This window comes from Streptomyces violens, from assembly GCF_000717745.1.
GTDB classification, from domain to species: Bacteria; Actinomycetota; Actinomycetes; order Streptomycetales; family Streptomycetaceae; genus Streptomyces; species Streptomyces violens.
Map to the genome: position 1 here is coordinate 307675 of NZ_JOBH01000007.1, position 26625 is coordinate 334299.

Consider the following 26625-nt stretch of genomic DNA (forward strand, 5'->3'; position numbering starts at 1 on the left):
CGTCGCGCGAACAGGGCGTTACGGACGGAAGTCCTCGCCCCGTTGAGGGGAAAATGACGGAAACGGCGGTGGCCCGGGTCACAGAAAATGACCCGGGCCACCGCCGTACGCGCTGGTGGTCGCCGTACGCGCTGGAGCTTGTACGCGCTAGATCTTGAAGGACGCCGCCAGCGGGAGGTGGTCGCTGCCGGTCGACGGCAGGCTCCACGCCGAGGTCGGGTCCACGCCCTTGACCATGATCTGGTCGATCCGGGCCATCGGGAACGCGGCGGGCCAGCTGAAGCCGAAGCCGTCACCGGCCGCGCCCTGCGCCGACCGCATCTGCGCGGTGACCGGCGCCAGCGACCGGTCGTTCATCGTGCCGTTCAGATCGCCCAGCAGCACGACCTTGGACAGCGGCTCGTCCGCGATGGCCTCGCCCAGCGCCTCCGCGCTGTTGTCCCGCTGGTTCGCGGTGAACCCGGCCTTGACCTTCACCCGTACCGAGGGCAGGTGCGCCGCGTAGACCGCGACCCGCTGCCCGTCGGGGGCGGTCACCGTGGCGCGCAGCGCCCGCGTCCAGCCCATCTTGATGTCCACCGGGCGGGCGTCGGAGAGGGGGTACTTGCTCCACACGCCGACCGTGCCCTCCACCGTGCGGTACGGGTACTTCGCGGCGAGCGCCTCGCGGTACGCGGGCAGCGCCTGGGCGGTCAGCTCCTCCAGCGCGACCACGTCCGCGCCCGAGTCGGCGACCTTCTTCGCGGTGCCGGCCGGGTCGGGGTTCTCGGCGTTGACGTTGTGCGTGGCGACGGTGAGGTCGCCGCGGGCACCGGACTTGTCCGTGAGCTGCCCGCCGAAGAGGTTGGCCCAGACGACCGCCGGCAGCACCAGCGCGGCCAGCGCGATCGCCGACCTGCGCAGCAGCGCGCCGATGAGCAGCAGCGGGATGCCGATGATGCCCAGCCACGGCAGGAAGGTCTCCAGGAGGCTGCCGAGGTTGCCGATGGAGTTCGGTACGTCGGCGTGCAGGACCATCAGCAGGCCCAGCGCCACGGCCAGTACGGCGAGCACGAGGCCGCGCCGCCACATGCCCTCGCGCCGCCACCGCCCGGTCAGGCGGCCCGTACGGCGGCCGGTCCCGCCGGGGCCCGCGCCCCGCCCCGCCTCCGACATGTACGCCTGCGTCATCCCGATGCCCTCACTGCCGTGCTCGTGCGCCCCGCCTGGCCCCCGACCCTAGGGCCTTGACCATAGGCGATGCGCAGCCTGTGCTGTCCCCCCAGGGGACGAAGCGCGAATGGCCAGGGTTCCGCCGGTGCCCGCGCCGACAGGTGCTGTGACAGAACGGGCATGAATCGCTCATCGAGCGGTCGGAAATGGGCGGCCGGAAGCGGCGGCAAGATCATTCTGCCTGCCGTCCGGGAGCCCCGGCAAACGCCTCACGTACGGATCAGCGGCGCTCACGTACGCGGCCGGACCCCGTCCAGCACCGTGTCGACGATCTCCTCGGCGAGCCCCTCGGGCAGTTCCTTCCACTCGTGCAGCAGCGCCCGGGAGAGCATCGGCGCCACGAAGATGTCGGCGAGGACGTCGATGTCGCAGTCCCCGCGTATCTCGCCGCTCTCGACGCCGCGCCGCAGGACGGCCAGCAGCGCGTCGCGGCGCGCCTGGACGACCGTGTCGTGGTACTCGCGCCAGAGCTCGGGCTGCGCCTTGACCTGGGTGATCACCGTCCGCAGCAGGGCGGAGTTGCGCTTGGCCAGGCCGCGCCGGCGCAGGAACTCCAGCAGCAGTACCAGGTCGTCGCGGACCGACTCCCCGGGCAGCTCGGGGTTCTCCTCCTCCAGCGAGCGCATCACGTCGAGCATCAGGCCGGCCTTGCCGGACCAGCGCCGGTACACCGTGGCCTTGCCGACGCCCGCCTCCCTGGCGATGCGTTCCATCGACAGGTCGGCGAGCGGGACGTCGCGCTCCAGCAGGTCCAGGACGCTTTCGATGATCGTGGACTCCAGCGCTTCGTTGCGCGGCCGCCCGGGCCTGCGGGTGGCCGCGGCACAGGTTCGACTGGCCGCGGCACAGGGGGCCTCGGGCGCGGCGGCCGGCTGCGCCTCGGTCCGCCCCGCCTCATCGGCCGGTGTCCCGCCCCGTTTCGCGCCCGTCACGCCTGGTCCGCCTCTCGTTCCGTACGCCCCGGGGCCGCCGCTACGGCTTCCCCGCGGGAGCAGTCTCTCGCGGCGTCTCCCGACCCTGACCGGCAGCCCGGTCGGCCGACTTCCCCGGCAGGAAGAACCCGACGACCAGCGCGCCGACGACCGCGACCGTGGCGGAGCCGAGCGCGGTGACATGCATGGCGTGCACGAACGCGTCATTGGCCGCGGCTGCCAGCTCCCGCCCCGCGGGCCCCAGCTTCTCCGCGACCCCGAGCGTGGCCTCGATGGACTCGCCCGCCGCGTGCCGCGCGCCCGCCGGCAGACCCGGTACGGAGTTCAGCGTGGCCTGGATGCCGTCGCGGTAGCTCGCGGACAGCAGCGAGCCCAGTACGGCGACCCCCAGCGTGCCGCCGACCTGCCGGAACGTGTTGTTCAGCGCCGAGCCGGAGCCGGCCTTCTCGCGCGGCAGGGACTGCATGATCGAGACCGTGACCGGCGGCATGATGTGCGCCATGCCCGTGCCCTGGAGGAAGAAGAGCACCTCCAGCACCCAGATCGGGGTGTCGGTGTCCATGAGCAGGAAGCCGGACATCGTGACGGCGACCAGCAGCATGCCGACCGTACAGACGACGCGCGCACCGAAGCGGTCGACGACGAGCCGGGCCCGCGGCGCGAAGATCATCTGGGCGGCGGCCAGCGGCAGGATCAGCAGGCCCGCCTGGAGCGGGCTGTAGCCGCGCACGCTCTGGATGTAGAACACCATGAAGAACGTGACGCCCATCAGCGCGAAGAAGACCAGCGCGATCGCGGCCACGGCGGCGGAGAACGCGGGCTTGCGGAAGTAGCTGATGTCGATCGACGGATGATCGATGCGCTTCTCGTACAGAACGAAGCCGACCAGTACGAGCAGCCCGCCGAGGACCGTGCCGAGCACCTGCGGGTCCGTGAAGTCGGCGAGCTGGCCGCCCTTGATGATGCCGTACACGAGGAGCACGAGGCCGACGACGGACAGCAGCACGCCCACCGGGTCCAGCCTGCCGGGCCGGGGGTCCTTGCTGTCCGGGACCAGGAGCACCATCGCGGCCAGCGCGATCAGCACGATCGGCACGTTGACCAGGAAGACCGAGCCCCACCAGAAGTGATCGAGCAGCAGGCCGCCGGCGATCGGGCCGATGGCGATGGCCAGGCCGACGCCGCCGGCCCAGATGCCGATGGCCTTCGGCTGCTCGTCGCGCTCGAAGACGTTCATGAGGATGGCGAGGGTGGCCGGCATGACCAGCGCGCCGCCCAGGCCCATCACGGCGCGGAAGGCGATGAGCTCGCCGGGCGAGCCGGAGACGGCGGCCAGTACGGACCCGAGACCGAAGATCACCAGACCGGTCAGCAGGATCTTCTTCCGGCCCAGCCGGTCGCCGAGCAGGCCGGCGGTGAACAGCAGGCCCGCGAAGACCAGCGTGTACGAGTTGATCGCCCACTCCAGCTGGCTCTGGCTGGCGCCGAGGCCGGTGGGGGCCGGGGTGGCGATCGTCTTCATCGCCACGTTCAGGATGCTGTTGTCCAGGACGACGATCAGCAGGCTGAGCATCAGCACACCGAGGATCGCCCACCGGCGGCGGTGGATGTGCTCGGGGACGGCCGGAGCTGCGGCTATGCCACCCGCGCCGGGCGAGGAATCGGAAGAACGCGCCATACGGACCAGCGTACGCCCTTTTCGATACGGCACCGTTCCGTATTTTAGTTGCAGGTGGCAGCCATCCCTGCCCGCTCCTCTTCCGCCGTCGCGCGCGGGCGTGTCAGCATGGGTGGTGAGTCCGGGGACGCCGTCAGGGCGCCTCGAGATGACCTGAACAGGAGCCGTCGTCATGACGCAGATTTCGCCTGCCCAGACGCAGGACCCGAAGGCCGGCGCCGCACCCGACAAGACAGCAGCTGACAAGTCGCTGTACGGAGGTAAGCGGTCCCGCCGCGTCACCGTGCGCGACATCGCCGCCGCGAAGGCCCGCAGCGACAAGTGGCCCATGCTCACCGCGTACGACGCGATGACCGCCTCCGTCTTCGACGACGCGGGCATCCCCGTCCTGCTCGTCGGCGACTCGATGGGCAACTGCCACCTCGGGTACGAATCGACCGTCCCGGTCACGATGGACGAGATGACGCTGCTGTCCGCCGCTGTCGTGCGTGGCACGGAGCGCGCCCTGATCGTCGCCGACCTGCCCTTCGGCTCGTACCAGGAAGGCCCCGTCCAGGCGCTCCGCAACGCCACTCGGCTGGTCAAGGAGGCCGGCGTGGGCGCGGTGAAGCTGGAGGGCGGCGAGCGCTCGGCGGACCAGATCAAGCTGCTGGTCGACGCCGGCATCCCGGTCATGGCCCACATCGGGCTCACCCCGCAGTCCGTCAACGCCTTCGGCGGCTACCCCGTCCAGGGCCGCGGTGAGGAGGCGGCCCAGCAGCTGCTGCGGGATGCCAAGGCGGTGCAGGACGCGGGCGCGTTCTCGGTGGTACTGGAGGCGGTACCGGCCGGGCTGGCCGCCGAGGTCACCCGCTCGCTGCACATCCCCACCATCGGCATCGGCGCGGGTCTGGAGTGCGACGCGCAGGTCCTGGTCTGGACGGACATGGCCGGCCTGACCAAGGGCCGGGTGCCGCGCTTCGTGAAGCAGTACGCGCAGCTCCGCGAGGCGCTGGGCGGCGCGGCGAAGGCGTTCGCGGAGGATGTGGTGGGCGGCACGTTCCCGGCGGAGGAGCACACCTTCCACTGAGGGCCCTGCGGGCCCGGGTTCATGGGGCGCTGTCGGTGATCCGGCAGCGCCCCACGCATGTCTGCCGACGGGCCGCGGCGGTGGCCTGTCGGCGTTCTGTCGGTGGCCCATCGGTGCCTGACCTGCGCTGTCGGCGCTCTGTCGGGGCGTTGTCAGTGGTGCCTGTCACTGTGGACCCATGACGCAGAAGACACCCTCCGCCGACGGCCGCGCGGCCGTCCAAGTCCGTGGCCTGGTCAAGCACTTCGGCGATGTCAAGGCCGTCGACGGAGTGGACCTGGACGTGCGGGAAGGCACGGTCATGGGCGTGCTCGGGCCGAACGGCGCGGGCAAGACCACGCTCGTGCGCTGCCTTTCCACGCTGCTCGTCCCCGACGCCGGCACGGCGGTCGTGGCCGGGTACGACGTCGTGCGCCAGCCCCGCGCCCTGCGCCGCACGATCGGCCTGACGGGGCAGTACGCCTCCGTCGACGAGAAGCTCTCCGGCCGGGAGAACCTCTACATGATCGGGCGGCTGCTCGACCTCTCCCGCAAGGACGCCCGGGCGCGCGCGGACGAGCTGCTGGAGCGGTTCTCGCTCACCGAGGCCGCCAAGCGCCCCGCGGGCAAGTACTCGGGCGGTATGCGCCGCCGCCTCGACCTGGCCGCGTCGATGATCGGCAAGCCGGCCGTGCTGTATCTGGACGAGCCGACGACCGGCCTCGACCCGCGCACGCGCAACGAGGTCTGGGACGAGGTCAACAACATGGTCCGCGACGGCGCGACGGTGCTGCTGACCACGCAGTACATGGAAGAGGCCGAGCGGCTGGCCGACGAGCTGACCGTCGTCGACCGCGGCCGGGTCATCGCCGAGGGCCGGGTGGAAGAGCTGAAGACCAAGGTCGGCGGGCGCACGCTGCAGATCCGCCCGGCGGTCCGCGGCGAGCTGGACCGGATGGTCGGCGCGATCGCGCAGGCCGGCCTGGACGGCATAGCGGGCGCCACGGCGGACCCCGAGGAAGGCGTGGTGAACGTCCCGATCATCAGCGACGAGCAGCTCACCGCGGTGGTCAACGTCCTCGGCGAGCGCGGCTTCGCGCTCGCCGGTATCAACACCCATCTGCCCAGCCTGGACGAGGTCTTCCTGGCCATCACCGGCCAGAAGACGTCCGAGGCCGACGCGGCCGCCGAGCCGGCGGACGCCCAGTACGAGGAGGTCGCGGCATGAGCGCCGCAACGATCACGGCGCCGGTCGCGAAGCCCGGGGCCGCCGAGGGCCGGATCGGCCTGCGGGCCAATCTGCGCCACATCGGCGCGCTGGTCCGGCGGAACGCCCTGCAGATCAAGCAGGACCCGGAGTCGATGTTCGACGCCCTGCTGATGCCCATCGTCTTCATCCTGCTGTTCGTGTACGTCTTCGGCGGCGCCATCGCCGGCAAGGGCAATCAGCAGCAGTACGTCCAGTATCTGGTCCCCGGCATGATGGCGATGATGGGGATGAACATCGCCATGGCGGTCGGCTCGGGTGTCAACGAGGACTTCCGCAAGGGCGTGATGGACCGCTTCCGCACGATGCCCATCGCGCGCTCCTCGGTCCTGATAGCCAAGATCGTCGTCGAGGTCGGCCGGATGCTGGTCGCCACCGCGATCCTGCTCGGCATGGGCTTCCTGCTCGGCCTGGAGATCAAGGGCTCGCCGCTGGAGTTCGTCGGGGCCATCGCGCTGTCGACCGTCTTCGGCGCCGCCGTGATGTGGATCTTCATCCTGCTGGGCCTGGCCCTGAAGACCCCGCAGGCCGTCCAGGGCATGGCGTTCCTGGTGCTGATGCCGCTGCAGTTCGGCTCGTCCATCTTCGCGCCGACCGCGTCGATGCCGGGCTGGCTGGAGGGGTTCACAAAGATCAACCCCCTCTCGAACCTCGCCGACGCGGCCCGCCACCTCATCGCCGGTGAGGGCCCGATAGCCCACCCGGCCCTGATCACGCTGGCCTGGGCGATAGCCATCACGGCCGTCGCGATGCCGCTGGCGGTCAGGAAGTTCCGGTCGAAGACCTGAGGTCCCGGTCGGTTCGTCGGGAGCGGGGAGGTCGGATTCGGGCAGGGCGGGGACGTCAGATGAGGTCGAGGGCCTCGTCGAGGGGGAGGGCGGCGCCCTCGGCGTGGGCGGACTTGTAGTCCGCCGCGCCGAGGACGGCGCGTACGGCCGCTTCGGCCGCCTCGCGGGCGATGCGGAGGATGCGCGGTGTGTGCTGCCGGGGCGCGCGCAGGGCGTCGAAGGCGCCCAGCAGCCGGGCCCCGTCCGCCGCGCCGGCCGGGCCGCCGGTCAGGGCCATCACCCGGGCGGCGACGGGCAGTTGGGACAGCGGCAGGTCGGGGGTGACGGCATGGGTGAGCGGGGAGCGCATCTTCGCGACGGCGCCGCGCACGGCCTCGAGTACGCCGTCGTACCGCCCCTCGTCCACGTCCAGCGCGGCCAGCGCTCCCTCGACCATGCCGAGGAACATCTCCGGCGCCGACCGCTCGACGAACTCCTCCCGTACGAGCAGGAGGTGGTGCCGGGACTCCTCGGTCCGGCCGGCCGTCGCCAGCCAGGTGGCGAGCTGGATACGGGCGTACGGCACGGCGTCGCGGCTGTGCCGGCCTTCCTCCAGCACTTCGTGCAGCAGCCGCTCGCCCTGCTCGACGTCGCCCGACTCGATCAGTGCGCCGCCCAGCCGGGTTTTGAGCAGCGGGAGCTGGCCGTTTGCGCCGAGGTCGGCCGCGTACCGCATCGCGGCGCGGTAGTCGTCGGCGGCGGGACCGTACTCGCCGTGCCCCTCCCGGGCCTCGCCGCGGCCGGCCAGCGCCTCGGCGACTCCCCAGGCGTCGCCGATCCGGCGGAAGATCTCCAGCGCCTCGCCCGCGTCGCGGGACGCCTGGGGCAGGCCGCCGGGCCGGTCGTTCTGGATCTTCGCCCGCAGCTGGAGGATGAACGCCAGCTCCCAGTCGTAACCGAACTCGCGACAGCCGCGCACGGTGTCGTCGACCAGCTCGACCAGGTCCGCGAAGCGGCCGGTCAGCATGACGGCGTAGAACCACATCACGCCCGGCACCCGGCAGGTCTGCGGCAGCCCGCCGCGGTAGGCGCTGATGATGCCCCGCAGCTCCTCCTGCTGCTCGAAGCGGCGCAGCGCCTCCATGTCGCTGTCCACGCTGGCCAGCGCGACCAGCCGGACCTCCCGGCGGGCCTCGAGGAACTGCTCGGGCGGCATCGGGGGCGGGGCGTCGATCGGCCGGGCGGCCAGCGGCGGGGCCGGGGTGACCGGCGGCAGGAAGGGGTTCGGGCCGAGCGCGGCGGCCGCCGTCGACCAGGTACGGGCGTCGCCGCGGTGGTCGCGCAGCGTCCAGAACCACTGCAGGGACAGTACGAGGCAGAGCGCCTCGTGCTCGTCGCGCGCGGCGATGGCGCGGCGCAGGGCGGTGCGGAGGTTGTCGTGCTCCTGCTCCAGCCGGTCCAGCCAGTGGCGCTGCTCGGGGCCGCGCAGCAGGGGGTCGGCGGCGCGGGCGAGTTCGCGGTACGCGACGAGGTGGCGGCGCTCGGCAGCGGCCCGCTCCCCCGCCTCGTCCAGCCGCTCCCCGGCGTACTCCCCGACGGTCTCCAGCAGCCGGTACCGCATCTCGCCGCCGGCCGAGGGCACGGCCACGACGAGCGACTTGTCGACAAGCGAACCGAGCAGCGGCGCGATGTCGCCTGCGGCGACGGGGGCGGAGGCACCGGGTCTGGAGGCTCTGGGGCCCGAGGCGCCGAGTCCGGCGGCAGGCGCGCCCGGCGTATCCGGTGCGTCCGGCGTGTCCTCCGGTGCATCCGCACAGACCGCTTCCGCCGCGGCGAGGTCCGTGCCGCCGGAGAAGACGGAGAGGCGGCGGAGGACCGCGCGTTCGGGCACGTCGAGCAGGTCCCAGGACCAGTCGACGACCGCGCGGAGGGTCTGCTGGCGCGGCAGTACGGTACGGCTGCCGCTGGTCAGCAGCCGGAAGCGGTCGTCCAGGCGGTCCGCGAGCTGGCGCGGGGCGAGCGACCGCAGCCTGGCGGCGGCCAGTTCGACGGCGAGCGGCAGGCCGTCCAGGCGGCGGCAGATCTCGGCGCACGCCTCCGGGTCGTCCTCGATGCGGAAGCCGGGCCGGGCCGCGGCACCCCGGTCGGCGAGCAGCCGCAGCGCGACGGGGTCGGGCAGCGGCTCCACCGGCCGGACCAGCTCGCCCGGTACGGCGAGCGGCTCCCGGCTGGTGGCCAGCACGCTCACGCCCGGGCACTCGGCCAGCAGCCGTTCCGCGAGCAGGGCCGCCGCGTCGACGACGTGCTCGCAGTTGTCCAGTACGAGCAGCATGCGGCGGCCCGCGCAGTGCTCGGCGAGCTGCGCAAGCGGGTCGAAGGCGAGCGGGTCGGCGGCCGCCCGCAGCCCCTCGGCGGCGCTGCCGCGGACCACGGTCTCGCGGGCGCCGAGCGCGGTGAGCACGGCTTCCGGCACCGTGCCGGGGTCCGCGACGGGGGCCAGCTCCGCGAACCACACACCGTCCGGCCAGGCCCCGGGCGCGCCGGCCGCCGCGGTCTCCGCGCCCTCCTGCGACAGCCGCGTCTTCCCGGCGCCGCCGGGCCCGAGCAGCGTCACGAGGCGGTGCGCAGCGAGATCGGCGCGGAGCGCGTCCAGCTCCGCCTCCCGCCCGACGAACGAGGTCAGCCGCGCCCGCAGATTCCCGGGGAGCCGCGGCACCGGTCCGGGGGCCGGAGCCGGTCCGGGGGCCGGACCAGGCCCGGCCCCCAGACCAGGCCCGGCCGCCCCCGTCTCCAGCAGCTCCGCGTGCAGAGCGCGCAACGGTGGCGACGGGTCCGTGCCGAGGCGGTCGGCGAGGTCGGCGCTGAGGGACGCGTATGCGGCCAGCGCCTCGGCCGTGCGGTCCGTGGCGCGCAGGGCGCGCAGCCGCAGGAGCTGGAGCGGCTCGTCGAGGGGATGGCTGCGGCACAGTGCGGTGAGGGCCGGCAGCGCCTCGTCCGCGCGTCCGAGCGCGAGTTCCGCGGCGAGGCGGGTGCGCCGCGCGTCCAGGTGCAGCCGTTCGATCCCGGCCGCCTCCGCGACCGCGTCCGGGAGGTCGGCGAGGGCGGGCCCGCGCCACAGCGCGAGCGCGTCGTCCAGCAGCGCGGCGGCCTTCGCCGGGTCGCCGTCCGCCAGCGCCCGCTCGCCCTCGCCCGCCAGCCGCTCGAAGCGGTGCAGGTCGACGTCGTCGGGGTCGGCGGCCAGGTAGTAACCGCCGGTCACGGAGACGACCGCGGCACGGCCGAGGGCCCGCCGCAGCCGCCCGACCAGCGCCTGCAGCGCGGCTCCCGCGTCCCGCGGCTCCGAGTCCGGCCCCCAGACCTCCGCGATCAGCGTGTCGGGCGTACGGGGGCGCCCCGGCGTGCGCGCGAGCGCGGCGAGGAGTGCGCGCAGGCGGGCGCCGCCGAGGGCGACGGCACTCCCGTCGTCCCGGCATGCCTGGGTCGTCCCGAGGATTCCGTAACGCACCGGCCCATTGTCCTCCACAGCCCGTACGGCCTGGCCGTCCCCCATCACCGCCCGCTTCCCCTCGTCCCCCGTTGTCCCCGTCCGTCACCTGCCCCGCCCCGACGGCTCAGGTCCCCTCGGGCGCCCCTGGGCGGTGCGGTCCGCCGGCAGTACCTCCAGCTCCACCAGGGCGCCGCACTCCGCCACGTAGTGGTGCCGGTCGTCGTCCGGGCCGTCGGCGAACCACTTCGGGCAGGTGCGGACGGGACGCAGGCTGCGCTCGCCGGGCACCGGCTCGTATGTACGGGAGCCCGGGAGGCGACGGTAGCCCTGGCTGACGATGTGGATCGCGCGCACCCGGCCGGTGACCGGCACCGGGTCGTCGGGGTCCGGGCCGTGGTTGTTCCGCTCCCAGTCCCACATCTCGTCCACCGTGCGCTCCACCGTCCAGCTGACCTCGTCGCCGACCGAGAAGGGGGTGCCGCAGCAGCCCATCTCCCAGTCCGCGTAGAACACCCGGCGGACGCCGGCGGCGGCGTTGTCGGCGGCGTTCTGGGAAGAGACGTTCGGGCCGGGTCCGGTCATGGGTCCAGACTGCCTGGAACCACCGGCATACCGCTCCTCGTTTTCCGTTGTACGATCCGCCGCCCGCCCCCAAGACAGCCGGACCCCGCCCGCAGGACCCGCCCACCCCTCAGGAGCACCGCACGATGACCACCGCAGTACAGCGCGCGGACCGGCGCGTCAGTCCCGTCTTTCTCGCGCTCGTCGCCGTCATGGCGGCGTCGGGCTGGTACGTGTGGACGGACAAGCTCGCCACGAACACGGGCGTCGCCGTGTTCCTGTTCGTGGTCTCGGGGTGGATCGTCTCGCTCTGCCTGCACGAGTACGCACACGCCCGTACGGCGCTGCACAGCGGCGACATCTCGATCGGCGCGAAGGGCTATCTGACGCTCAACCCGCTGAAGTACACCCACGCGCTGCTCAGCATCGTGCTGCCGGTGATCTTCGTGATCATGGGCGGGATCGGGCTGCCGGGCGGCGCGGTGTTCATCGAGCGCGGCCGGATCCGGGGCCGCTGGCGGCACAGCCTGATCTCGGCGGCGGGCCCGCTGACGAACATCCTGTTCGCGGCCGTGGTCACCGCGCCGTTCTGGCTGGGCGCGATGGACGGCGTGCCGCAGCCGTTCCGGTACGCGCTCGCGTTCCTGGCATTGCTGCAGGTCACGGCCGCGATCCTGAACTTCGTCCCGGTGCCGGGGCTGGACGGGTACGGCGTGCTCGAGCCGTGGCTGCCGTACAAGCTGCGGCGGCAGGTGGAGCCGTTCGCGCCGTTCGGCCTGCTCGCGGTCTTCGGGCTGCTGTGGGCGCCGGGCGTGAACCAGGCGTTCTTCGAGGCGGTGGACGCCATCCTGCGGGTGCTGGGCGTCTCCCAGCTCGACACCTACCTCGGCCAGGAGTTCTTCCGCTTCTGGCAGGGCGAGCCGCAGATGTTCTAGCGGGCCGAGCCCTCGGGGGCCTGGGCCTGCTCCTCCGCGGCCGCCGCCCGCTCCAGCTTGGCCCGGCGCAGGTAGAACCACGCCATGTTGCTGGAGACGCCGGCCACCAGGACCCATGCGATGCCGATGAGGTTGCCCGCCGCGAAGGAGACGACGGCCGCGACGACCGCCAGGACGCAGACGACGAGGGCGAAGACGGCGAGGCGCCGGGCCGGGCCGGACGGGGGCAGGGCGGGCATGGGACGGGGCTCCTGTCGGGGTACTGCGTACGCGGTCCCCTCCAGTGTCCCCCATGCCCGGCTCCGCCCGCCCCCGGCCCGCCACTCACACGTCCGTGACGCGCAGCCCCGCGTGTGCCTTGTACCGCCGGTTGGTGGAGATCAGGTTGGCGACCAGGGACTCGACCTGGTGGGCATTGCGCAGCCGGCCGGCGAAGACGCCCCGCATGCCGGAGATGCGGCCGGCCAGCGCCTGGACCACGTCCGTGTCGGCCCGCTTCTCGCCCAGCACCATCACGTCCGTGTCGATCTTCTCGACCGCCGGGTCCTGGAGGAGCACCGCCGAGAGGTGGTGGAAGGCGGCCGTGACGCGCGACTCCGGGAGCAGCGCGGCGGCCTGCTCGGCCGCGCTGCCCTCCTCGGGCTTCAGCGCGTACGCGCCCTTCTTGTCGAAGCCGAGCGGGTTCACGCAGTCGATGACGAGCTTGCCAGCCAGCTCGGTACGGAGCGACTCCAGCGTCTTGGCGTGGCCTTCCCACGGGACGGCCACGATCACCACGTCCGAGCGGCGTGCGCACTCGGCGTTGTCCGCGCCCTCGACACCGTGGCCGAGCTCGTCCGCCGCGGCCTGCGCCCGCTCGGCCGCGCGCGAGCCGATGATCACCTTCTGGCCCGCCCGGGCGAACCGGTACGCCAGGCCGCGGCCCTGGTCACCGGTGCCGCCGAGCACGCCGACGACCAGGCCGGCCACATCCGGGAGGTCCCAAGGGTCCCGCTTGAGCGCCTTCTTGGCTTCGGTCGCGACGTTCACGGGAGTGGTGGGCTGCGCATCGTCAGGAGTAGTCATGCCAGCGATACTGGCACGCCGCGCCCGGCCCGGGCAGTCGGGCGCGACGTGCCGGTGATCACGCCTTCACGCTGCCCTCGGTGAGGCCGGTGCGCCAGTACCGCTGGAGCACGGTCATCAGGATCATCAGCGGCAGGACGGAGAGGAACGCGCCGCCGACGGTGTACTGGTACAGCTCCGGCTGCCGGTCCGCGTAACCGGTCCAGGACGTCAGGCCGAGCTGGATCGGGTACAGGTCGGAGTCGGAGAGCATCACCAGCGGCAGGAAATAGTTGTTCCAGATGTGCACGAACTGGAAGAGGAAGACGGTGACCAGCGCGGGGATCATCAGCCGCAGCCCGAGCCCGGAGAAGATCCGCCACTCCCCCGCGCCGTCGATCCGCGCCGCCTCCAGCAGCGAGTCGGGCACGGCGGCGGCCGCGTAGATCCGGCAGAGGTAGACGCCGAAGGGGCTGACCACGCTGGGGATCAGCACGGACCAGTAGGTGTTGGACATCCCGAAGCCGCTGAAGAGGAAGTACAGCGGCAGCGCGAGGGCCGTGCCGGGGATCAGCACCCCGGCCAGGATGACGTTGAAGATCCCTTCCCGGCCCGGGAAGGGGAACTTCGCGAGCGCGTAGCCGGCCGCCGCGGAGAGCAGCGTCGCGGCGAGCGCGCCGATGCCCGCGTACAACAGGGAGTTGGCGAACCAGCGGACGTAGATGCCGTTGTCGTACGTCAGCACGTCGCCGAGGTACTCGATCGGGCGCGGGTTCGCGAACCAGAAGCCGAAGCTGCCGAAGAGGTCGCCGCTGCTCTTCGTGGCGGAGACCACCAGCCAGTACACCGGCACGAGGAAGTAGACGGCGGCGACGGTCAGCAGGGTGCAGGTGATGATGCGGTAACGGAGCCGAACGGGGGTCACCGGCCGTCCTCCTTCCCTCGCTGCCCGACCAGCCGCAGGAAGCCGAACGACAGGACGCAGGCGACCAGCGCCAGCAGGACCGCCTCGGCGGCCGCGAGGTGCTGGTTGTTGCCGACGAACGCCTCGCTGTAGGCGTGCAGGTTGGGCGTGTAGCCGGAGTCGATGGAGGAGGCGAGCGGCCGCAGCACCATTGGCTCGGCGAACAGCTGGAGCGTGCCGATGATGGAGAAGACGCAGGTCAGGACCAGAGCCGGACGGATGAGCGGGATCTTGATGTGCAGGGCGACCTGGCGTGCGTTCGCGCCGTCGATGCGCGCCGCCTCGTACAGCTCCTGCGGTACGGCCTTGAGCTGGGAGATCAGGACGAGCATGTTGTAGCCGGTGAACTGCCAGGTGACGATGTTGGCGATGGACCACAGGACGGTGCCGCGGGAGAGGAAGTCCACGTCCCAGCCGACCTCCTGGGCCATCTTCACCAGCGGGCTGATCCCGGGGACGTAGAGGAAGCCCCACAGGATCGAGGCGATCACGCCGGGCACGCCGTACGGCAGGAAGAAAGCGCTGCGGAAGAACGTCACCCAGCGGGCGCTCGCGCTCTCCAGGAGCAGCGCGAGGACGGTCGCCAGGATGATCATGAGTGGGATCTGCACGGCACCGAAGAGCAGCACCCGGCCGAAGCCGGAGAGGAAACGGTCGTCCGCGAGCGCCTGCGCGTAGTTGGCCAGCCCGGCGAAGACCTCGCGCTCCGCGCCGCCGAGGCCGAGCGGCCCGGTGCGCTCGGTCTTGTGCAGGCTCTGCCAGATCGCGTAGACGATGGGCGCGATGAAGCAGAGCAGGAACAGGGCGAGGAAGGGCAGCAGGAAGCCCGCGGCGGCGCGCGCGTTACGGGCTTCCGTACGGGTCGGCCGTCTCACCCGCCGCTCTCCACCTTCAGGCCCTTGCCCTTGAGGTCGCTCACCGTCTGCGCCTGCACCTTCTTCAGCACCGAGCGGAAGGATTCGCCGCTGCTCAGCGCCTCGGTGAAGGCGTCGCCCAGGCGCTGGTAGAGGGTGTCGACGCCGGGTCCCCACTGCCAGCTGGTGTCCACGTGGTCACCGGCCTTCCGGAAGACCTCGCTGTACGCCTGCCCGCCGAAGAAGTCCTTGTGGACGTCCAGATCGCTGGTCTCGTAGCCGGTCTTCGCGCTGGGGAACCCGTAACCGCCCTCGATGAGCAGCTTGATCGCTTCGGGGTCGGTGTTGAGCCAGACGGCGAAGTCCAGGGCGTCCTTGGGGTAGGTGGCCCCGGCGAACACCGCGGTGGTCGAGCCGCCCCAGTTGGCCTGCGCGTTCGCGCCCTTCGTCCACTGCGGCAGCGGCACGGCGCGCCACTTCCCCTTGGTGCCCGGCGCGTTGCCGACCAGCAGCGCGTCGCCCCAGCTCGCACCGAGCCAAGCGGGGATGGCGCCGGTCTGGAGGTCCTTGTACCAGGCGTTCTGCCGGTCCGGGATGGTCTTGACCAGCTTCTGCTTGACCAGCGCCTCCCAGTAGTCGGCGACCTTGCGGGTGGGCTCGTCGTCGATGGCGACGGTCCAGCTGTCGCCCTCGGCGGCGTACCACTTGGCGCCGGCCTGCCAGGCGTACCCCGCGAAGCGGTTGCCGTTGGTGGGCGCGAAGGTCTCGATCCAGGCGCCCTTCTTGCGGATCTTCCTGGCCGCGGCCTCGTACTCGTCCCAGGTGGCGGGCGGCTCGATGTCCCACTTGTCGAAGAGGTCCTGGCGCACGAAGAGACCCATCGGCCCGGACGCTTGCGGGACGGCGTACACGCCCTTCCCGAAGACGGACTGCTGCCACTGCCAGCCGACGAACTTGCCCTTGTACCGCTCGCCGCCGACGGTCGTCAGGTCCAGCAGCCCGTTGTCCAGCAGGAAGCTGGGCACGACGGGGAACTCGATCTGCGCGAGGTCCGGCGGATTGCCCGCCTTGATCGCGGCGTGCATCTTGGCGTACTGGGCGCCGTTGACCGCCGACACCTTCTCGACCTTGACCTGGACCTCGGGGTGCTTGCTGTTCCACAGGTCGACGGGCTTGTCGATGCCGGGCACCCAGGACCAGAAGGTCAGCGTGACCTTCTGCCCTTCCTTGCGCTCCTTGGGCGCGGCCTTCTTGTCGTCGCCGCCGTCACCGCACCCGGCCAGCGCGAAGCCGGCGGCCACGGCCGCGGCCCCGCCCAGCACGGATCTGCGGCGCGCGCCGCCCGGAAAACTCGTGTCGTACGTCCTCATGCCAGCTCCTCCACGGGGATGCGGCGGAAGGTGATCGTCGAGTAGGCGCTGAAGTCGCCGGTTTCGTAGAGCAGTCCGACGGTGTCGGGGTCGGTCCGTACGAGGTCGGAGTAGGCGGCCGGGAGGCCGCTGACGGTGTGTGCGTCCTGCCAGGTCAGGCCGTGGTCGCGGCTGGCGCGTACGGTCATCAGGGCGCGGGACTCGCGGTCGGCGGGGGCGGAGAAGAGCAGTACGTCCGGGGTGCCGAGGTGGAGCACGCTGCCCTGGACGACCGGCGCGGCGAGGCCGGCCTGGGAGCGGAAGGGCTTTTCCAGGCGGGCGCCGCCGTCGGCGGAGTAGGCGTCGACGCGGGTGCCGGGCGCGTCGGAGTCGTTGCGGGCATTGAAGTAGAGGCGGCCGCCGGGGAGTTCGGCGGCGGTGGTCTCGTTGGTGTTGATGTAGCCGTTGGGGTTGGAGTCGGTGTAGCCGATCCGCCAGGTCGCGCCGGAGTCGTCGCTGAGGAGGGCGTGCCCGCCGTCGTAGCGGCCCTCGCTCCCGGTGTCGCCGGGGACGGTGGGGGCGATCGAGTGGTTGGCGGGGACGACGAGCCGGCCGGCGTACGGTCCGTCGCGGAGCTGGAGGGCGTGGCCGGGGGTGGTGGCGTACCACCGCCAGTTCGCGCGTTTGGTCTGTGAGGTGATCTCGCGGGGCGCGCTCCAGGTCAGGCCGTCGTCGTCACTGTGCTGGATCCAGACGCGGCGGCCGTCGGCGGCGGAGACCTCGCCGCGCCGGATGGCGCGTTCGGTGGCGGTGCCCGCGTTGCGTACGTGGACCACCACCGTGCGGCCGGCGTGCGGGCCGCTGTGCAGGACCACGGGGGCCGGGTTGCCGGCCGTGCCGGTGCCGTTGCGGTCGACGACGGTCAGCGGGCCCCAGGTACGGCCACCGTCGGTGGAGCGCCGCAGGACCAGGTCGATGTCGCCGGTGTCGGACGCCGAGGCAACGCGGCCCTCGGCGAAGGCCAGCAGGGTGCCGGCCCGGGTCACGACCGCGGCCGGGATGCGGTAACTGGCGTAGCCGCCGGTCCCGGCGCGGAAGGGTTGCGAGGTCTCGTACGCCACGGGCAGCCCCTAACGACCAGACGTAGGACGTCCCTTGTCCTGCGGCGACCATAGGGAGCGCCCAACGGGGCGTCAAGGCACCCGACATGACCCGTGTCGCCCGCCTCGCGCGAATGCCACAGGCGGCGGAACTGTGGGTGAACTGCGGCTGTACGCAAGGGGTACGGGCGCGGCGGGCTTCCGGGAGACCGCCACCCTCTGGCCCGTTACCCGTCCGCCCCGCCAGCCGTCACGGCCGCCTCGCCGTCCGTCACGCGAGGCTCTTCAGCCGCTCCCGGATGCCGTCGAAGTGCCGGTGCATCGCCTCGACCGCGCGGTCGCCGTCGCCCGCCTCCAGCGCGGTGACGATCTCCGCGTGCTGACGCCAGGTCACCTCCGGGTCGCTGCTACTGTCGTCCAGGTCCTTGCGGACCCGGCGCAGCGCGTCCCAGAAGGCGTCCAGTACCTCGCTGAGCAGGTGGTTGCCGAGCGAGCGGTACAGCGCGAGGTGGAAGGCGCGGTCGGTGCCGCTCTCCACCCGGCCGGCCGCCGCCTCCTTCTCCATCCGGTCGACCAGACCGCGCAGTACGGTCAGGTCCTCCGGCGGCAGGCTGCGCGCGACCGACCCGACGAGCCCGGCCTCCAGCGCCTCGCGGACCTCCATCAGCTCGTACAGGCTGGCCTCGCCCTGGTGGTGGCGGACCGCGGCCCGGAAGGCGACGCCCTCCACGAAGGGGTCGAGGGTCAGCTTGCCGACGTAGGTGCCGAAGCCGTGCCGGATCTCGACGATGCGCATGGCCTGCAGCGCCTTGAGCGCCTCGCGGACGGAGTTGCGGCTGACGTCGAGCAGCTCGACCAGCTCGGCCTCGGTGGGCAGGGGGTCGCCGGGCACCAGCTTCCGCCGCAGGATGAGCTGCTTGATCTGCGCCTGGACGTCCTCGGACATCGTGCCGCGCGCCATGTGTCTGCCTCTCCGTCTCGCCGGGGTGAATCCGGATGATCCGGCCGGCGACCTCTTGACCGACCGCTCCGGGCCGGGTCTATTGTGACCCAGACATAGGACATCCCATGTCCTACATCCGACCTCTGGCCGCTGGAGCCCGTCATGGCACTGCCCACCCCGCTGACCGGCGTCGTCCCGCCGGTCTGCACTCCTCTCGACCCGCACGGCGAGGTCGACACCGGCTCGCTCGGGCGGCTGGTGGAGCACCTGGTCGGCGGCGGGGTGCACGGCCTCTTCGCGCTCGGCTCCACCAGCGAGGTCGCCTACCTCACGGACGCGCAGCGGGCCACCGCGCTGGAGGCCGTGATCAAGGCGGCGGACGGCCGGGTGCCGGTGCTGGCGGGCGTCATCGACACCACCACCGCCCGGGTGCTCGACCAGGCACGCACCGCGCGGAAGCTGGGCGCCGACGCGCTCGTGGCCACCGCGCCCTTCTACACCCGTACGCACCCGAAGGAGATCGCCGGGCACTTCCGCGCGATCCGGGCCGCCGTCGACCTGCCGCTCTTCGCGTACGACATCCCGGTCTCGGTGCACAGCAAGCTCAGCCCCGGGCTGGTGCGGGAGCTGGCCGCGGACGGCACGCTGGCCGGGCTCAAGGACAGCAGCGGCGACGAGGGCGGGCTGCGCCGGCTCCTCGTCGAGCTGGGCGGCAGGGACGGCCGGCGCACCGGCCCCGCGCCGGACTTCGCGGTCCTCACCGGCTCCGAGCTGACCGTGGACGCCGCGCTGCTCGCCGGTGTGGACGGCGTGGTCCCGGGCATCGGCAATGTCGACCCGGCCGCGTACGTCCGGCTGTACGCCGCCTGCCGCGCGGGCGACTGGGCGGGCGCCGCGGCCGAGCAGGAGCGGCTGGTCGCGCTCTTCGGCATGGTCGACGCGGGCCCGGAGGCGGAGATGGGCCGCAGCTCCTCGGCGCTGGGCTCCTTCAAGGCCGCGCTGCACCTGCTCGGCGTCATCGCCCACCCGGCCACCGCGGCACCGCAGCTCCCGCTGGGCCCGGAGTCCGTGGCCGAGGTCGCCCGGCACCTGTCCGCGGCGGGCCTGGAGCCGGTCCGTTGACCGGCACCGCGCGCCCGGCGCGCAAGGCCGCCCTCCCCTGGTACCGGGAGGTGAGCCCGACCCAGTGGAAGTCGTTCTTCGCCGCCTGGATCGGCTACGTCCTCGACGGCTTCGATTTCGTACTGATCACCCTGGTTCTGACGGAGATCAGCGCCGAGTTCGAGCTGAGCACGGTGCAGGGCGCGAGCCTGATCTCGGGCGCGTTCATCACCCGCTGGCTCGGCGGCGCGGTCCTCGGCGCGCTCGGCGACCGCTTCGGCCGCAAGGCGTCGATGGTGGCGAGCATCCTGCTGTACTCCCTCGGCACCTTCGCCTGCGGCTTCGCCTGGGACTTCACCAGCCTCTTCGTGGCCCGGCTGCTGATCGGCATGGGCATGGCCGGCGAGTACAGCGCCAGCGCCACGTATGTGCTGGAGAGCTGGCCGGCCCGGGTCCGCGGCCGGGCCAGCGGCTTCCTGATCTCCGGCTTCTCGATGGGCTCGGTGCTGGCCGCCGAGTGCTACAAGTGGGTCGTGCCCGCGCTCGGCTGGCGCTGGATGTTCTACATCGGCCTGCTGCCGATCGTGGTCGCGCTGTGGGTGCGGCGAGCACTGCCGGAGGCCGAGGAGTGGAGCGCGACGGTCGCCGAGCGGGAGACGCGCCCCAATCCCTTCCGGCCACTGTTCGCCACCCCGATGCGCGCGGTGGTCAACACCGTGCTGACGGTCGTCGCGACGCTCGCCCTCTTCGGCGTCTTCACGCCGGTCGGCGCGGGCGCCGTCCCGGTCCTCTCCGTCCTCTCCGGCGTCGCCCTGGCCGCGCTCGCCGTCCAGCTCGGCGGCCGCCGCGGCTGGCTGCTGTACCTCGCGCTGATCGTGACGGTCTTCGTCGCCTTCCTGTACACCTGGCCGATCCAGGCGCTGCTGCCGACGTATCTGAAGACCGAGCTGCACTACTCCCCCGGCCAGGTCACGAACGTCCTGTTCTTCGCCGGCTTCGGCACCATGGCCGGCTGCTGGCTGGCGGGCTTCGTCGGCGACTGGATCGGCGCGCAGAAGGCGTACGCGTTCACCCTGCTCGCCTCGCTGGTCTTCGTCTTCCCGGTCTTCGCCGCGGGCGACAGCCTGCTGGTCCTCGGCGTCCTGCTCTTCGTCCTGCAGGCCCTCAGCTTCGGCATCTCCGGGCTGCTGCCGCGGTACATCGGCGGCCACTTCCCCACCGAGAGCCGGGCCGCGAGCCTGGGCTTCACGTACAACGTGGGGGCGCTGGGCGGCGCGGTGGCGCCGGTACTGGGCGCGAGCCTGGCCGAGGGCCGGTCGCTGGGCAGCTCGCTGGCGCTGCTCACCTTCGCCGGTACCGTCCTGGTCGTGCTGCTGGTCGGCTTCGACGTGCCGGCCCGGCTGAACCGGCTGCTCGACCCGGACGCGCCCCGCGACCACCTGGCCGCCGAGCAGTCCGCGGTGGCGGGCGCGGGGCCGGCCGCGCGCGTGCAGCAGGAGGCGTAGGCGGTCCGCGACACCCCGCCGAACAGCCATTACTCGTACGAGTGACGGCGTTCGAAGGACGCTCCGGCGGCGCGTGTGCCGCGGCAGGATGCGGAGCCATGGATGCCGTACGCGTCGCGCTGCTGCGCGAAGTCCTCGCCGGTACCGAATGGATCCAGGCCACCCGCCGCTTCGCCGGGTCGCTGCGCGCGTCCGTGGCGCCGCACGGCGGCGGGCTGCTGCTGGTCGGCAGCGCGGAGTACGAACCGTGGCACCTGGCGGCGCACCTCGACGACGAGGCCGCGTGGTCGGGTCTGCCGGAGCTCTCCCCGACGCTGGTGCGGCACCGCGTCCCGCTGGGCGTCCCGGCGCACCTCTCGGTGGGCCTCGGGCGGTTGGAGACGGCGCGGCGGGGCGAGACGCTGCTGGTCGTGGCGCCGGACGCGCCGGGGGCCGGGCTGCTGGAGCGGGTGCACGACGCCCGGCGGAACGGCGCGACGGTGCTGGCGCTGGACGCGGGCGACCGGGATCTGGGGGCGCTGGCGCACGATGCGCTCACGGTGCCGGGGCCGACGGGGCCGGCGGAGGTTCCGGTGCCCGAGCCGCCCGGGGCCGGCGCCGCCGACCTGGACCTTGACACCGTCCAGCACCTGGTCAGCGCGGCGGCGGGCGAGAACAGCCTGCCCGCGCCGCGCCGCCACCGCCGCTTCCGCGACCGCCTCTCCCGCCTCGCCGACCAGCTCACGGCGCCCCCGCCGCCGCGCTGGTGACGCCTGCCACGGCGGGGTGGCCGCCGGTCCCGGACGCGGCCGGACTCCCGGCACCGCCCCGTAGAATTGCTCGAATGCACGAAGAACTGCGCGGGGCCCTGGCCGGGGTCCTCGACGGGCTGCCGCCCAAGCAGGCCGCGGCCGCCGTCGAGCGGCTGATCGCCAATTACCGCGGGCGCACGCCGACGGACGCTCCGGTGCTCAGGGACCGCGCCGACGTCGCCGCGTACGCCGCGTACAGAATGCCCGCGACGTTCGAAGCCGTACGGTCCGCGCTGGCCGCGGCCGGCGAGCGGCTGCCGGACTGGGCGCCGGCCACGCACCTCGACATCGGCGGCGGCACGGGCGCGGCCGCCTGGGCGGCGGCCGACGTCTGGCCGGAGCTGCGCACGACCGTGCTGGACTGGGCGGAGCCGGCCCTCGCGCTCGGCCGCGAGCTGGCCGCCGGCACGCTCCCCGGCACCCGCTGGCAGCGCCAGGTGATCGGCGAGGGGCTGACCGTCCCCGAGGACACCGACCTGGTCACCGTCTCGTACGTGCTCGGCGAGCTGACCGGCGCCGACCGGGAGGCGGTCGTCACGGCGGCGGCCCGGGCACGGACGGCCGTACTGATCGAGCCCGGTACCCCGGACGGGTACGCGCGCATCCGTGCGGCCCGCGACCAGCTCGTGGCGGCGGGGCTGCGGGTCGTCGCGCCGTGCCCGCACAGCGCGGCCTGCCCGATCGTCCCGGGCGAGGACTGGTGCCATTTCGCGGCCCGGGTGAACCGCTCCTCGCTGCACCGCCAGGTGAAGGGCGGCTCGCTGCCGTACGAGGACGAGAAGTACGCGTACGTCGCGGCGACCCGCGTCGACGCCCGCCCGGCCCCGGCCCGCATCGTGCGCAAGCCGCTGCTGCGCAAGGGCCAGGTGCTGCTGGACGTGTGCACGGCGGAGGACGGCCTGCAGCGCCGTACGGTCACCAAGCGGCAGGGAGCCGTCTACCGGGCAGCGCGGGACGCCTCCTGGGGCGGCACGGTGCCGGGCGAGGAGTAGGGCGCTCGCGGGCCCCCGCCTGCGCCCCCTGTGCGCCGCCGATGCGCCCCCGTACATCGCGTCCCGTACACCCCGAATCTCCGCTCCGGTCACCCAAGGAGGAGGATGGTGGCAGCATTGATCCCAGACCACCGCTCGAAGTGAGGGGATAGATGGAACGCAAGAGCAGGTTCTCCCAGTGGCTGCGCCGGCCGAGGAGCGGTTCGGACGGCGTCGATACGGACACGGGATCATCGGCGGCCCAGGGCGGCCGCGAGGACCTGCTGCTGGCAGCGGCCGACGCGGGTTTCCCGCTGGCCCCGGCGGCGCATCCCTCCGGCTACGGCTGTTCCTGTGAGCGCATCGGCTGTCCGACGCCCGGCCGGCACCCCGTCTCGTTCGGCTGGCAGACCGTCGCCACGACCGACCGCGAGAAGGTCACCCAGTGGCTGCGAAAACATCCGCAGGCCAATTTCGTCACCGCCACCGGCATCGCCCACGACGTGCTGGACGTGCCCCTCGAAGCGGGCCGCAGCGCACTGGCGCGGCTGGAGGACGAGGGCGTGGAGGTCGGCCCGGTCGTGCTGAGCGGCGCCGGGCCCCGCGAGGGCCGGATGCTGTTCTTCACGGCCACCCGCGGCACCCCGGACGACGAGGACGAGTGGTGGCCCTGCGAGCTGGACTGCCACCCCGAGACCATGGACGAGCACCCGGGGCTGCGCTGGCACTGCCGCGGCAGCTACGTCCTGCTGCCGCCCTCCCGGCTGCCCGGCGAGCAGCCCCCGGTGACCTGGCTGCGCGGCCCGGAGCGCCCGCTGCCGGACCCGCTCTCCCTCCTGGAGGCGCTGACCGACGCCTGCGCCGCGTACGCCCGCGAGGACCACGAGCACGAGTCGGCGGCCTGGCCGATCGGCCGCTGACCCGGCTGGTCCCGAAGGCGCGCCCTAGTCGGCCTTCGCCTCCGTCGTCCGGCCCTGCCGGTCGAGGAAGACAATGCTGCCGCCGGCGTCCTTGGCCGGTACCTTCACGACCTGCTCGGACACGGTCGTGAAGGTCATCTTGTTGGCCTTCTTCAGCGGCCCCTTGCGCACCGCCTCCAGGGCCGGCTTGAGCGAGAAGGTGTGGCCGGCGGGCAGCGTCCGGTGCTGGAAGTGGTACGTCGCGAAGAAGGCCAGCGCGCCGCCGTCCTTCGTGCGCAGCGCCATCGCCGGGGCCTTGTACGGCTCGTCCACGGTCTCGGTGTGCTGTCCCGGCCGGTCGGCCGCGGCCTGCCGCTGCGCGCGCCAGCGGTCGGTGTCCGGGCCCGGCGCGAAGGTGTTGCCCTCGCCGGTCTTGAGGTACTCGGCGTACGCCTTCCCCAGCCGGCCCGGGTCGACCGTCAGGTCGGATCCCTTGGCCGGTACCGGCTTGGCGTAGCCGTCCTTGTCGGTGGCGAACTCCGGTACCTCGTCCTCGTCCAGCAGCAGGAGGTAGGCGGCCTTCCACTTCTCGGTGGGGCCGTTGCGGGTGAAGGCGAGGAACCAGTGGCCGTTCTTGCGGTTGCTGACCGTGTCGGCGACGAAGAACTTCGGCCAGCCCGCCTGCTTGGGTATCGCGAACCGCGCGTCGCGCAGCTCCAGGGGGTCCCAGTCCGGGTTGCCGTTCGGGCTGACCTGGCGGCCGCCCTTGGTGATGGCCTCGTCGATGTCGTGCAGCGCGCCGGTCTCGTACGTGGCGTTCACCGCCGGGTCCAGGGTCGTGTTGGCCTTGTTGTACCCGGCGACGAACTGCTTCAGGACCTTGCCGGCCTCAGCCTTGGACAGTGCCGGGATCTTCTCCCGTTCGCCGTGCACCGTCATGCACCCGCTCAGGGTCAGCAGTGCCGCGCTCGCGGTCATCATCGCGACGGGCACCCGGAACGGCGACCTGCGTGTCATGGGGCTCGGGCTCCTTCTGGGCGACCGGGGCGGACTCTGCGGCCGCCGGGGTGGCTCGATTCTGCGCCACCCTACCGGGGGCAAAGAAGAAGAGGAGCGTGGGGATCAGGTAGAGGCACCAGACCACGACCTGGACAACTGTGGGATCGGGCTGGAAGTTGAAGACGCCCTTCAGCAGCGTGCCGTACCAACTGTCCGCGGGGACCTGCTCGCTGATGTCGAACGCCTTGCTGCCCAGGCCCGGGAGGAAGCGGGCCTCCTGCAGGTCGTGGACACCGTACGCGAGGACGCCGGCGGCGACCACGACGAGCATCCCGCCGGTCCAGGTGAAGAACTTCGCCAGGTTGATCTTCACCGCGCCGCGGTAGAACAGCCAGCCCAGCAGTACGGCGGTGAGCAGGCCGAGGACGACGCCGATGAGCGGCCGGGGCGTACCGTCCGAACTCGCCTGTACGGCCGCCCAGACGAACAGCGCGGTCTCCAGGCCCTCGCGGCCCACCGCGAGGAAGGCGGTGAGGACGAGTGCGGTGGTGCCCATCGCGAGCGCCGCGTCCAGCTTGCCGTGCAGCTCGGCCTTCATGTGCCGCGCGGTGCGCCGCATCCAGAAGACCATCCAGGTCACCAGCCCCACCGCGATGATCGACAGGGAGCCGCCGAGCGCCTCCTGCGCCTCGAACGTCAGCGTCTGCGAGCCGAATTGGAGCACGCAGCCGAAGCCGAGCGCGAGCAGCACGGCGACGGAGACGCCGAGCCAGATGGGCTTGAGCGCGTCCCGGCGGTCGGTCTTGACCAGGTACGCGATGAGGATGCAGACGACGAGACTGGCTTCGAGCCCTTCGCGCAGGCCGATCAGATAGTTACCGAACACGTCGGTTCCCTCTCATTTCCGAGCATTTCCGACGGAAGTCAGGCGAACAGCGTCCGGCCCCACCAGTCGTCCTCGTCCCGGACGCCCGGCGGGACGGCGAACACGGCCGAACCCACGTGCTGGATGTATTCGTTGAGCGCGTCCTGGCGCGCCAGGTTCTTCTGCAGCGGCACGAAGCCGTCCCGTACGTCCCGCTGGTACGCGAGGAAGAACAGCCCCGCGTCCAGCCGGCCCAGGCCGTCCGTGCCGTCGGTGAAGGAGTAGCCGCGGCGCAGGATGCGGATGCCGCCGTTGGCGTCGGGGTGCGCGAGCCGTACGTGCGCGGTCGGCAGCATCGACTTCAGGTGCGGCGCGTCGAACTCCTTCTGACGGCCGGCCGGGGCGCCCTCGCCCTTGCTGCGCCCGAAGACGTCCTCCTGCTCCTTGAGCGAGGTGCGGTCCCAGGTCTCGATGTGCATCCGGATGCGGCGCGCGACGAGGTACGAGCCGCCGGCCATCCAGCCCCCGGCCCCCTTCTCGTCCCGCTCCCCCGCCCACACGTGCTTGTCGAGCGCGGCGGAATCGCTGCCGGCGATGTTCCGGGTGCCGTCCTTGAAGCCGAACATGTTGCGCGGGGTGTGCGCGTCCGGCGTCGTGGAGGAGGTCTTCCCGAAGCCCAGCTGCGACCAGCGCACGGCGACCTTGCCGAAGCCGATGCGGGCGAGGTTGCGGATCGCGTGCACAGCGACCTGCGGGTCGTCGGCGCACGCCTGGACGCACAGGTCGCCGCCGCTGCGGGCGGCTTCGAGGTTGTCGCCGGGGAACCTGGGCAGGTCGATCAGCGCCTCGGGCCGCCGGTCCTTGAGCCCGAAGCGGTCCGCGCCCTTCTTCTCGAAGAGCGTGGGGCCGACGCCGAAGGTCAGGGTGAGCCGGGAGGGCTTGAGGTCCAGCGCCTCGCCGGTGTCGTCCGGCGGCGCCTCGGCGAGCCCGCCGACCGCCCCCTCGCCGACCGGCCGCCCCGCCGTCATCTTCGCGGCGGCGGCCGTCCACTCCTTCAGCAGGCCGATCAGCTCTTCCCGGTCCTCCGTCGTGACGTCGAACGCGGCGAAGTGCAGCCGGTCCTGGACGGCGGTGGCGATGCCGGCCTGGTGCGCGCCGTGGAAGGGGACGGCGGCACCGGACTCGCCGGCCGGCGCGGGGTCGTCACCGGCCAGCGCCGCCGCGGTGCCGCCGGCCGCGACCGCGCCGAGCGCGAGCCCGGCACCGCCCCAGCCGATCAGCGCGCGGCGGGAGGGGGCGTTCGCTGCTCCCGCTTCAGCGGTCCCGGTGCCTTCGGTCTCGACTGCCATGCGG

Annotated in this window: 24 protein-coding genes; 9 read left to right on the top strand and 15 right to left on the bottom strand. The window is 72.6% G+C overall.

All coding sequences use genetic code 11. From position 1 onward, the window contains the following. Positions 1-147: 147 nt before the first annotated feature. From IF04_RS0115990 to IF04_RS0116000, 3 genes are all read right to left on the bottom strand, one after another. On the bottom strand, positions 148-1071 hold the full coding sequence (locus tag IF04_RS0115990; protein ID WP_063829485.1) for an endonuclease/exonuclease/phosphatase family protein: 924 nt from the start codon (positions 1069-1071) through the stop codon (positions 148-150). Positions 1072-1442: 371 nt separating this feature from the next. Further along, entirely contained in the window at positions 1443-2144 is a 702-nt protein-coding gene (locus IF04_RS0115995) for a TetR/AcrR family transcriptional regulator (RefSeq protein ID WP_051831274.1), read from the bottom strand. 40 nt (positions 2145-2184) lie between these two features. Further along, positions 2185-3822: an MFS transporter gene (locus IF04_RS0116000; RefSeq protein WP_030256937.1), complete on the bottom strand. Its 1638-nt coding sequence runs from the start codon at positions 3820-3822 to the stop codon at positions 2185-2187. A gap of 172 nt (positions 3823-3994) precedes the next feature. On the opposite strand from IF04_RS0116000, the gene panB reads away from it, so the two are divergent. The 3 genes from panB (at position 3995) to IF04_RS0116015 (ending at position 6925) form a co-directional block, all read left to right on the top strand. Next, a complete protein-coding gene (panB, locus tag IF04_RS0116005) occupies positions 3995-4891 on the top strand; it encodes a 3-methyl-2-oxobutanoate hydroxymethyltransferase (protein ID WP_030256944.1) in 897 nt (298 codons plus the stop codon). A 178-nt stretch (positions 4892-5069) separates the two neighbouring features. Next, positions 5070-6098, top strand: a complete 1029-nt coding sequence (locus IF04_RS0116010; protein WP_030256948.1) for an ATP-binding cassette domain-containing protein — start codon at positions 5070-5072, stop codon at positions 6096-6098. Continuing rightward, positions 6095-6925, top strand: coding sequence for an ABC transporter permease (locus IF04_RS0116015; protein WP_030256951.1), 831 nt, complete (start codon positions 6095-6097; stop codon positions 6923-6925). The genes IF04_RS0116010 and IF04_RS0116015 overlap by 4 nt, the downstream gene beginning before the upstream one ends. A 55-nt stretch (positions 6926-6980) precedes the next feature. Here the strand turns inward: IF04_RS0116015 and IF04_RS0116020 are convergent, their stop codons facing one another. Both IF04_RS0116020 and IF04_RS35720 read right to left on the bottom strand, forming a co-directional pair. Continuing rightward, the gene (locus IF04_RS0116020) at positions 6981-10409 is read right to left on the bottom strand and encodes an ATP-binding protein (protein WP_063829486.1); all 3429 of its coding nucleotides are present in this window, start codon (positions 10407-10409) and stop codon (positions 6981-6983) included. An 84-nt stretch (positions 10410-10493) separates the two neighbouring features. Then, positions 10494-10973, bottom strand: a complete 480-nt coding sequence (locus IF04_RS35720) for a DUF6578 domain-containing protein (protein WP_037959596.1) — start codon at positions 10971-10973, stop codon at positions 10494-10496. Between the two features lie 125 nt (positions 10974-11098). Here IF04_RS35720 and IF04_RS0116030 point away from each other — a divergent pair, with 125 nt between their 5' ends. After that, positions 11099-11887, top strand: coding sequence for a site-2 protease family protein (locus IF04_RS0116030; protein ID WP_030256959.1), 789 nt, complete (start codon positions 11099-11101; stop codon positions 11885-11887). Here the strand turns inward: IF04_RS0116030 and IF04_RS0116035 are convergent. The 7 genes from IF04_RS0116035 to IF04_RS0116065 form a co-directional block, all read right to left on the bottom strand. After that, the gene (locus IF04_RS0116035) at positions 11884-12126 is read right to left on the bottom strand and encodes a hypothetical protein (RefSeq protein ID WP_051831276.1); all 243 of its coding nucleotides are present in this window, start codon (positions 12124-12126) and stop codon (positions 11884-11886) included. The genes IF04_RS0116030 and IF04_RS0116035 overlap by 4 nt on opposite strands. Before the next feature lie 85 nt (positions 12127-12211). Next, entirely contained in the window at positions 12212-12952 is a 741-nt protein-coding gene (npdG, locus tag IF04_RS0116040; RefSeq protein WP_030256966.1) for an NADPH-dependent F420 reductase, read from the bottom strand. 58 nt (positions 12953-13010) lie between these two features. Continuing rightward, positions 13011-13856 carry a carbohydrate ABC transporter permease gene (locus tag IF04_RS0116045; protein ID WP_030256969.1) on the bottom strand — a complete coding sequence of 282 codons (846 nt, stop codon included), beginning with the start codon at positions 13854-13856 and terminating at the stop codon, positions 13011-13013. Continuing rightward, on the bottom strand, positions 13853-14770 hold the full coding sequence (locus tag IF04_RS0116050; RefSeq protein WP_030256970.1) for a carbohydrate ABC transporter permease: 918 nt from the start codon (positions 14768-14770) through the stop codon (positions 13853-13855). The genes IF04_RS0116045 and IF04_RS0116050 overlap by 4 nt, the downstream gene beginning before the upstream one ends. Next, positions 14767-16119: an ABC transporter substrate-binding protein gene (locus tag IF04_RS0116055; protein WP_030256971.1), complete on the bottom strand. Its 1353-nt coding sequence runs from the start codon at positions 16117-16119 to the stop codon at positions 14767-14769. The genes IF04_RS0116050 and IF04_RS0116055 overlap by 4 nt, the downstream gene beginning before the upstream one ends. Continuing rightward, positions 16116-17219 (bottom strand): sialidase family protein, encoded by a 1104-nt coding sequence (locus tag IF04_RS0116060; RefSeq protein ID WP_030256972.1) that lies wholly within the window; start codon positions 17217-17219, stop codon positions 16116-16118. Before IF04_RS0116060 ends, IF04_RS0116055 begins: the two co-directional genes overlap by 4 nt. Positions 17220-17469: 250 nt before the next feature. Next, on the bottom strand, positions 17470-18159 hold the full coding sequence (locus IF04_RS0116065) for a FadR/GntR family transcriptional regulator (RefSeq protein WP_030256975.1): 690 nt from the start codon (positions 18157-18159) through the stop codon (positions 17470-17472). Positions 18160-18303: 144 nt separating this feature from the next. Here IF04_RS0116065 and IF04_RS0116070 point away from each other — a divergent pair, with 144 nt between their 5' ends. From IF04_RS0116070 to IF04_RS0116090, 5 genes are all read left to right on the top strand, one after another. Continuing rightward, positions 18304-19263, top strand: a complete 960-nt coding sequence (locus IF04_RS0116070; protein WP_030256979.1) for a dihydrodipicolinate synthase family protein — start codon at positions 18304-18306, stop codon at positions 19261-19263. Continuing rightward, the gene (locus tag IF04_RS0116075; RefSeq protein ID WP_037959606.1) at positions 19260-20747 is read left to right on the top strand and encodes a sialate:H+ symport family MFS transporter; all 1488 of its coding nucleotides are present in this window, start codon (positions 19260-19262) and stop codon (positions 20745-20747) included. Before IF04_RS0116070 ends, IF04_RS0116075 begins: the two co-directional genes overlap by 4 nt. Positions 20748-20845: 98 nt before the next feature. Further along, the gene (locus IF04_RS0116080) at positions 20846-21496 is read left to right on the top strand and encodes a hypothetical protein (RefSeq protein ID WP_030256987.1); all 651 of its coding nucleotides are present in this window, start codon (positions 20846-20848) and stop codon (positions 21494-21496) included. Between the two features lie 74 nt (positions 21497-21570). Further along, positions 21571-22530, top strand: coding sequence for a small ribosomal subunit Rsm22 family protein (locus tag IF04_RS0116085; RefSeq protein ID WP_030256991.1), 960 nt, complete (start codon positions 21571-21573; stop codon positions 22528-22530). A gap of 152 nt (positions 22531-22682) precedes the next feature. Continuing rightward, positions 22683-23429 carry a bifunctional DNA primase/polymerase gene (locus IF04_RS0116090; RefSeq protein WP_030256994.1) on the top strand — a complete coding sequence of 249 codons (747 nt, stop codon included), beginning with the start codon at positions 22683-22685 and terminating at the stop codon, positions 23427-23429. A gap of 24 nt (positions 23430-23453) precedes the next feature. Here the strand turns inward: IF04_RS0116090 and IF04_RS36615 are convergent, their stop codons facing one another. From IF04_RS36615 to efeB, 3 genes are read right to left on the bottom strand one after another with little or no spacing between them, the layout of a single operon-like run. Further along, on the bottom strand, positions 23454-24389 hold the full coding sequence (locus IF04_RS36615; RefSeq protein WP_483855318.1) for an SCO2278 family lipoprotein: 936 nt from the start codon (positions 24387-24389) through the stop codon (positions 23454-23456). Next, complete coding sequence (efeU, locus tag IF04_RS0116100; protein ID WP_030257002.1) at positions 24298-25293, bottom strand: iron uptake transporter permease EfeU; 996 nt, start codon at positions 25291-25293, stop codon at positions 24298-24300. Before efeU ends, IF04_RS36615 begins: the two co-directional genes overlap by 92 nt. Before the next feature lie 38 nt (positions 25294-25331). Continuing rightward, positions 25332-26621, bottom strand: a complete 1290-nt coding sequence (efeB, locus tag IF04_RS0116105) for an iron uptake transporter deferrochelatase/peroxidase subunit (protein WP_030257004.1) — start codon at positions 26619-26621, stop codon at positions 25332-25334. Between the last annotated feature and the right edge of the window lie 4 nt (positions 26622-26625).

Bases quoted from the DNA above. Each gene is read 5' to 3' on its own strand.
- IF04_RS0115990 (WP_063829485.1), bottom strand. From the start codon at position 1,071: ATGTGGCGGCGCGGCCTCGTGCTCGCCGTACTGGCCGTGGCGCTGGGC.
- IF04_RS0116000 (WP_030256937.1), bottom strand. From the start codon at position 3,822: ATGGCGCGTTCTTCCGATTCCTCGCCCGGCGCGGGTGGCATAGCCGCA.
- panB (WP_030256944.1), top strand. From the start codon at position 3,995: ATGACGCAGATTTCGCCTGCCCAGACGCAGGACCCGAAGGCCGGCGCC.
- IF04_RS0116010 (WP_030256948.1), top strand. From the start codon at position 5,070: ATGACGCAGAAGACACCCTCCGCCGACGGCCGCGCGGCCGTCCAAGTC.
- IF04_RS0116015 (WP_030256951.1), top strand. From the start codon at position 6,095: ATGAGCGCCGCAACGATCACGGCGCCGGTCGCGAAGCCCGGGGCCGCC.
- IF04_RS35720 (WP_037959596.1), bottom strand. From the start codon at position 10,973: ATGACCGGACCCGGCCCGAACGTCTCTTCCCAGAACGCCGCCGACAAC.
- IF04_RS0116030 (WP_030256959.1), top strand. From the start codon at position 11,099: ATGACCACCGCAGTACAGCGCGCGGACCGGCGCGTCAGTCCCGTCTTT.
- IF04_RS0116035 (WP_051831276.1), bottom strand. From the start codon at position 12,126: ATGCCCGCCCTGCCCCCGTCCGGCCCGGCCCGGCGCCTCGCCGTCTTC.
- npdG (WP_030256966.1), bottom strand. From the start codon at position 12,952: ATGACTACTCCTGACGATGCGCAGCCCACCACTCCCGTGAACGTCGCG.
- IF04_RS0116055 (WP_030256971.1), bottom strand. From the start codon at position 16,119: ATGAGGACGTACGACACGAGTTTTCCGGGCGGCGCGCGCCGCAGATCC.
- IF04_RS0116065 (WP_030256975.1), bottom strand. From the start codon at position 18,159: ATGGCGCGCGGCACGATGTCCGAGGACGTCCAGGCGCAGATCAAGCAG.
- IF04_RS0116070 (WP_030256979.1), top strand. From the start codon at position 18,304: ATGGCACTGCCCACCCCGCTGACCGGCGTCGTCCCGCCGGTCTGCACT.
- IF04_RS0116080 (WP_030256987.1), top strand. From the start codon at position 20,846: ATGGATGCCGTACGCGTCGCGCTGCTGCGCGAAGTCCTCGCCGGTACC.
- IF04_RS0116085 (WP_030256991.1), top strand. From the start codon at position 21,571: ATGCACGAAGAACTGCGCGGGGCCCTGGCCGGGGTCCTCGACGGGCTG.
- IF04_RS0116090 (WP_030256994.1), top strand. From the start codon at position 22,683: ATGGAACGCAAGAGCAGGTTCTCCCAGTGGCTGCGCCGGCCGAGGAGC.
- IF04_RS36615 (WP_483855318.1), bottom strand. From the start codon at position 24,389: ATGATGACCGCGAGCGCGGCACTGCTGACCCTGAGCGGGTGCATGACG.
- efeB (WP_030257004.1), bottom strand. From the start codon at position 26,621: ATGGCAGTCGAGACCGAAGGCACCGGGACCGCTGAAGCGGGAGCAGCG.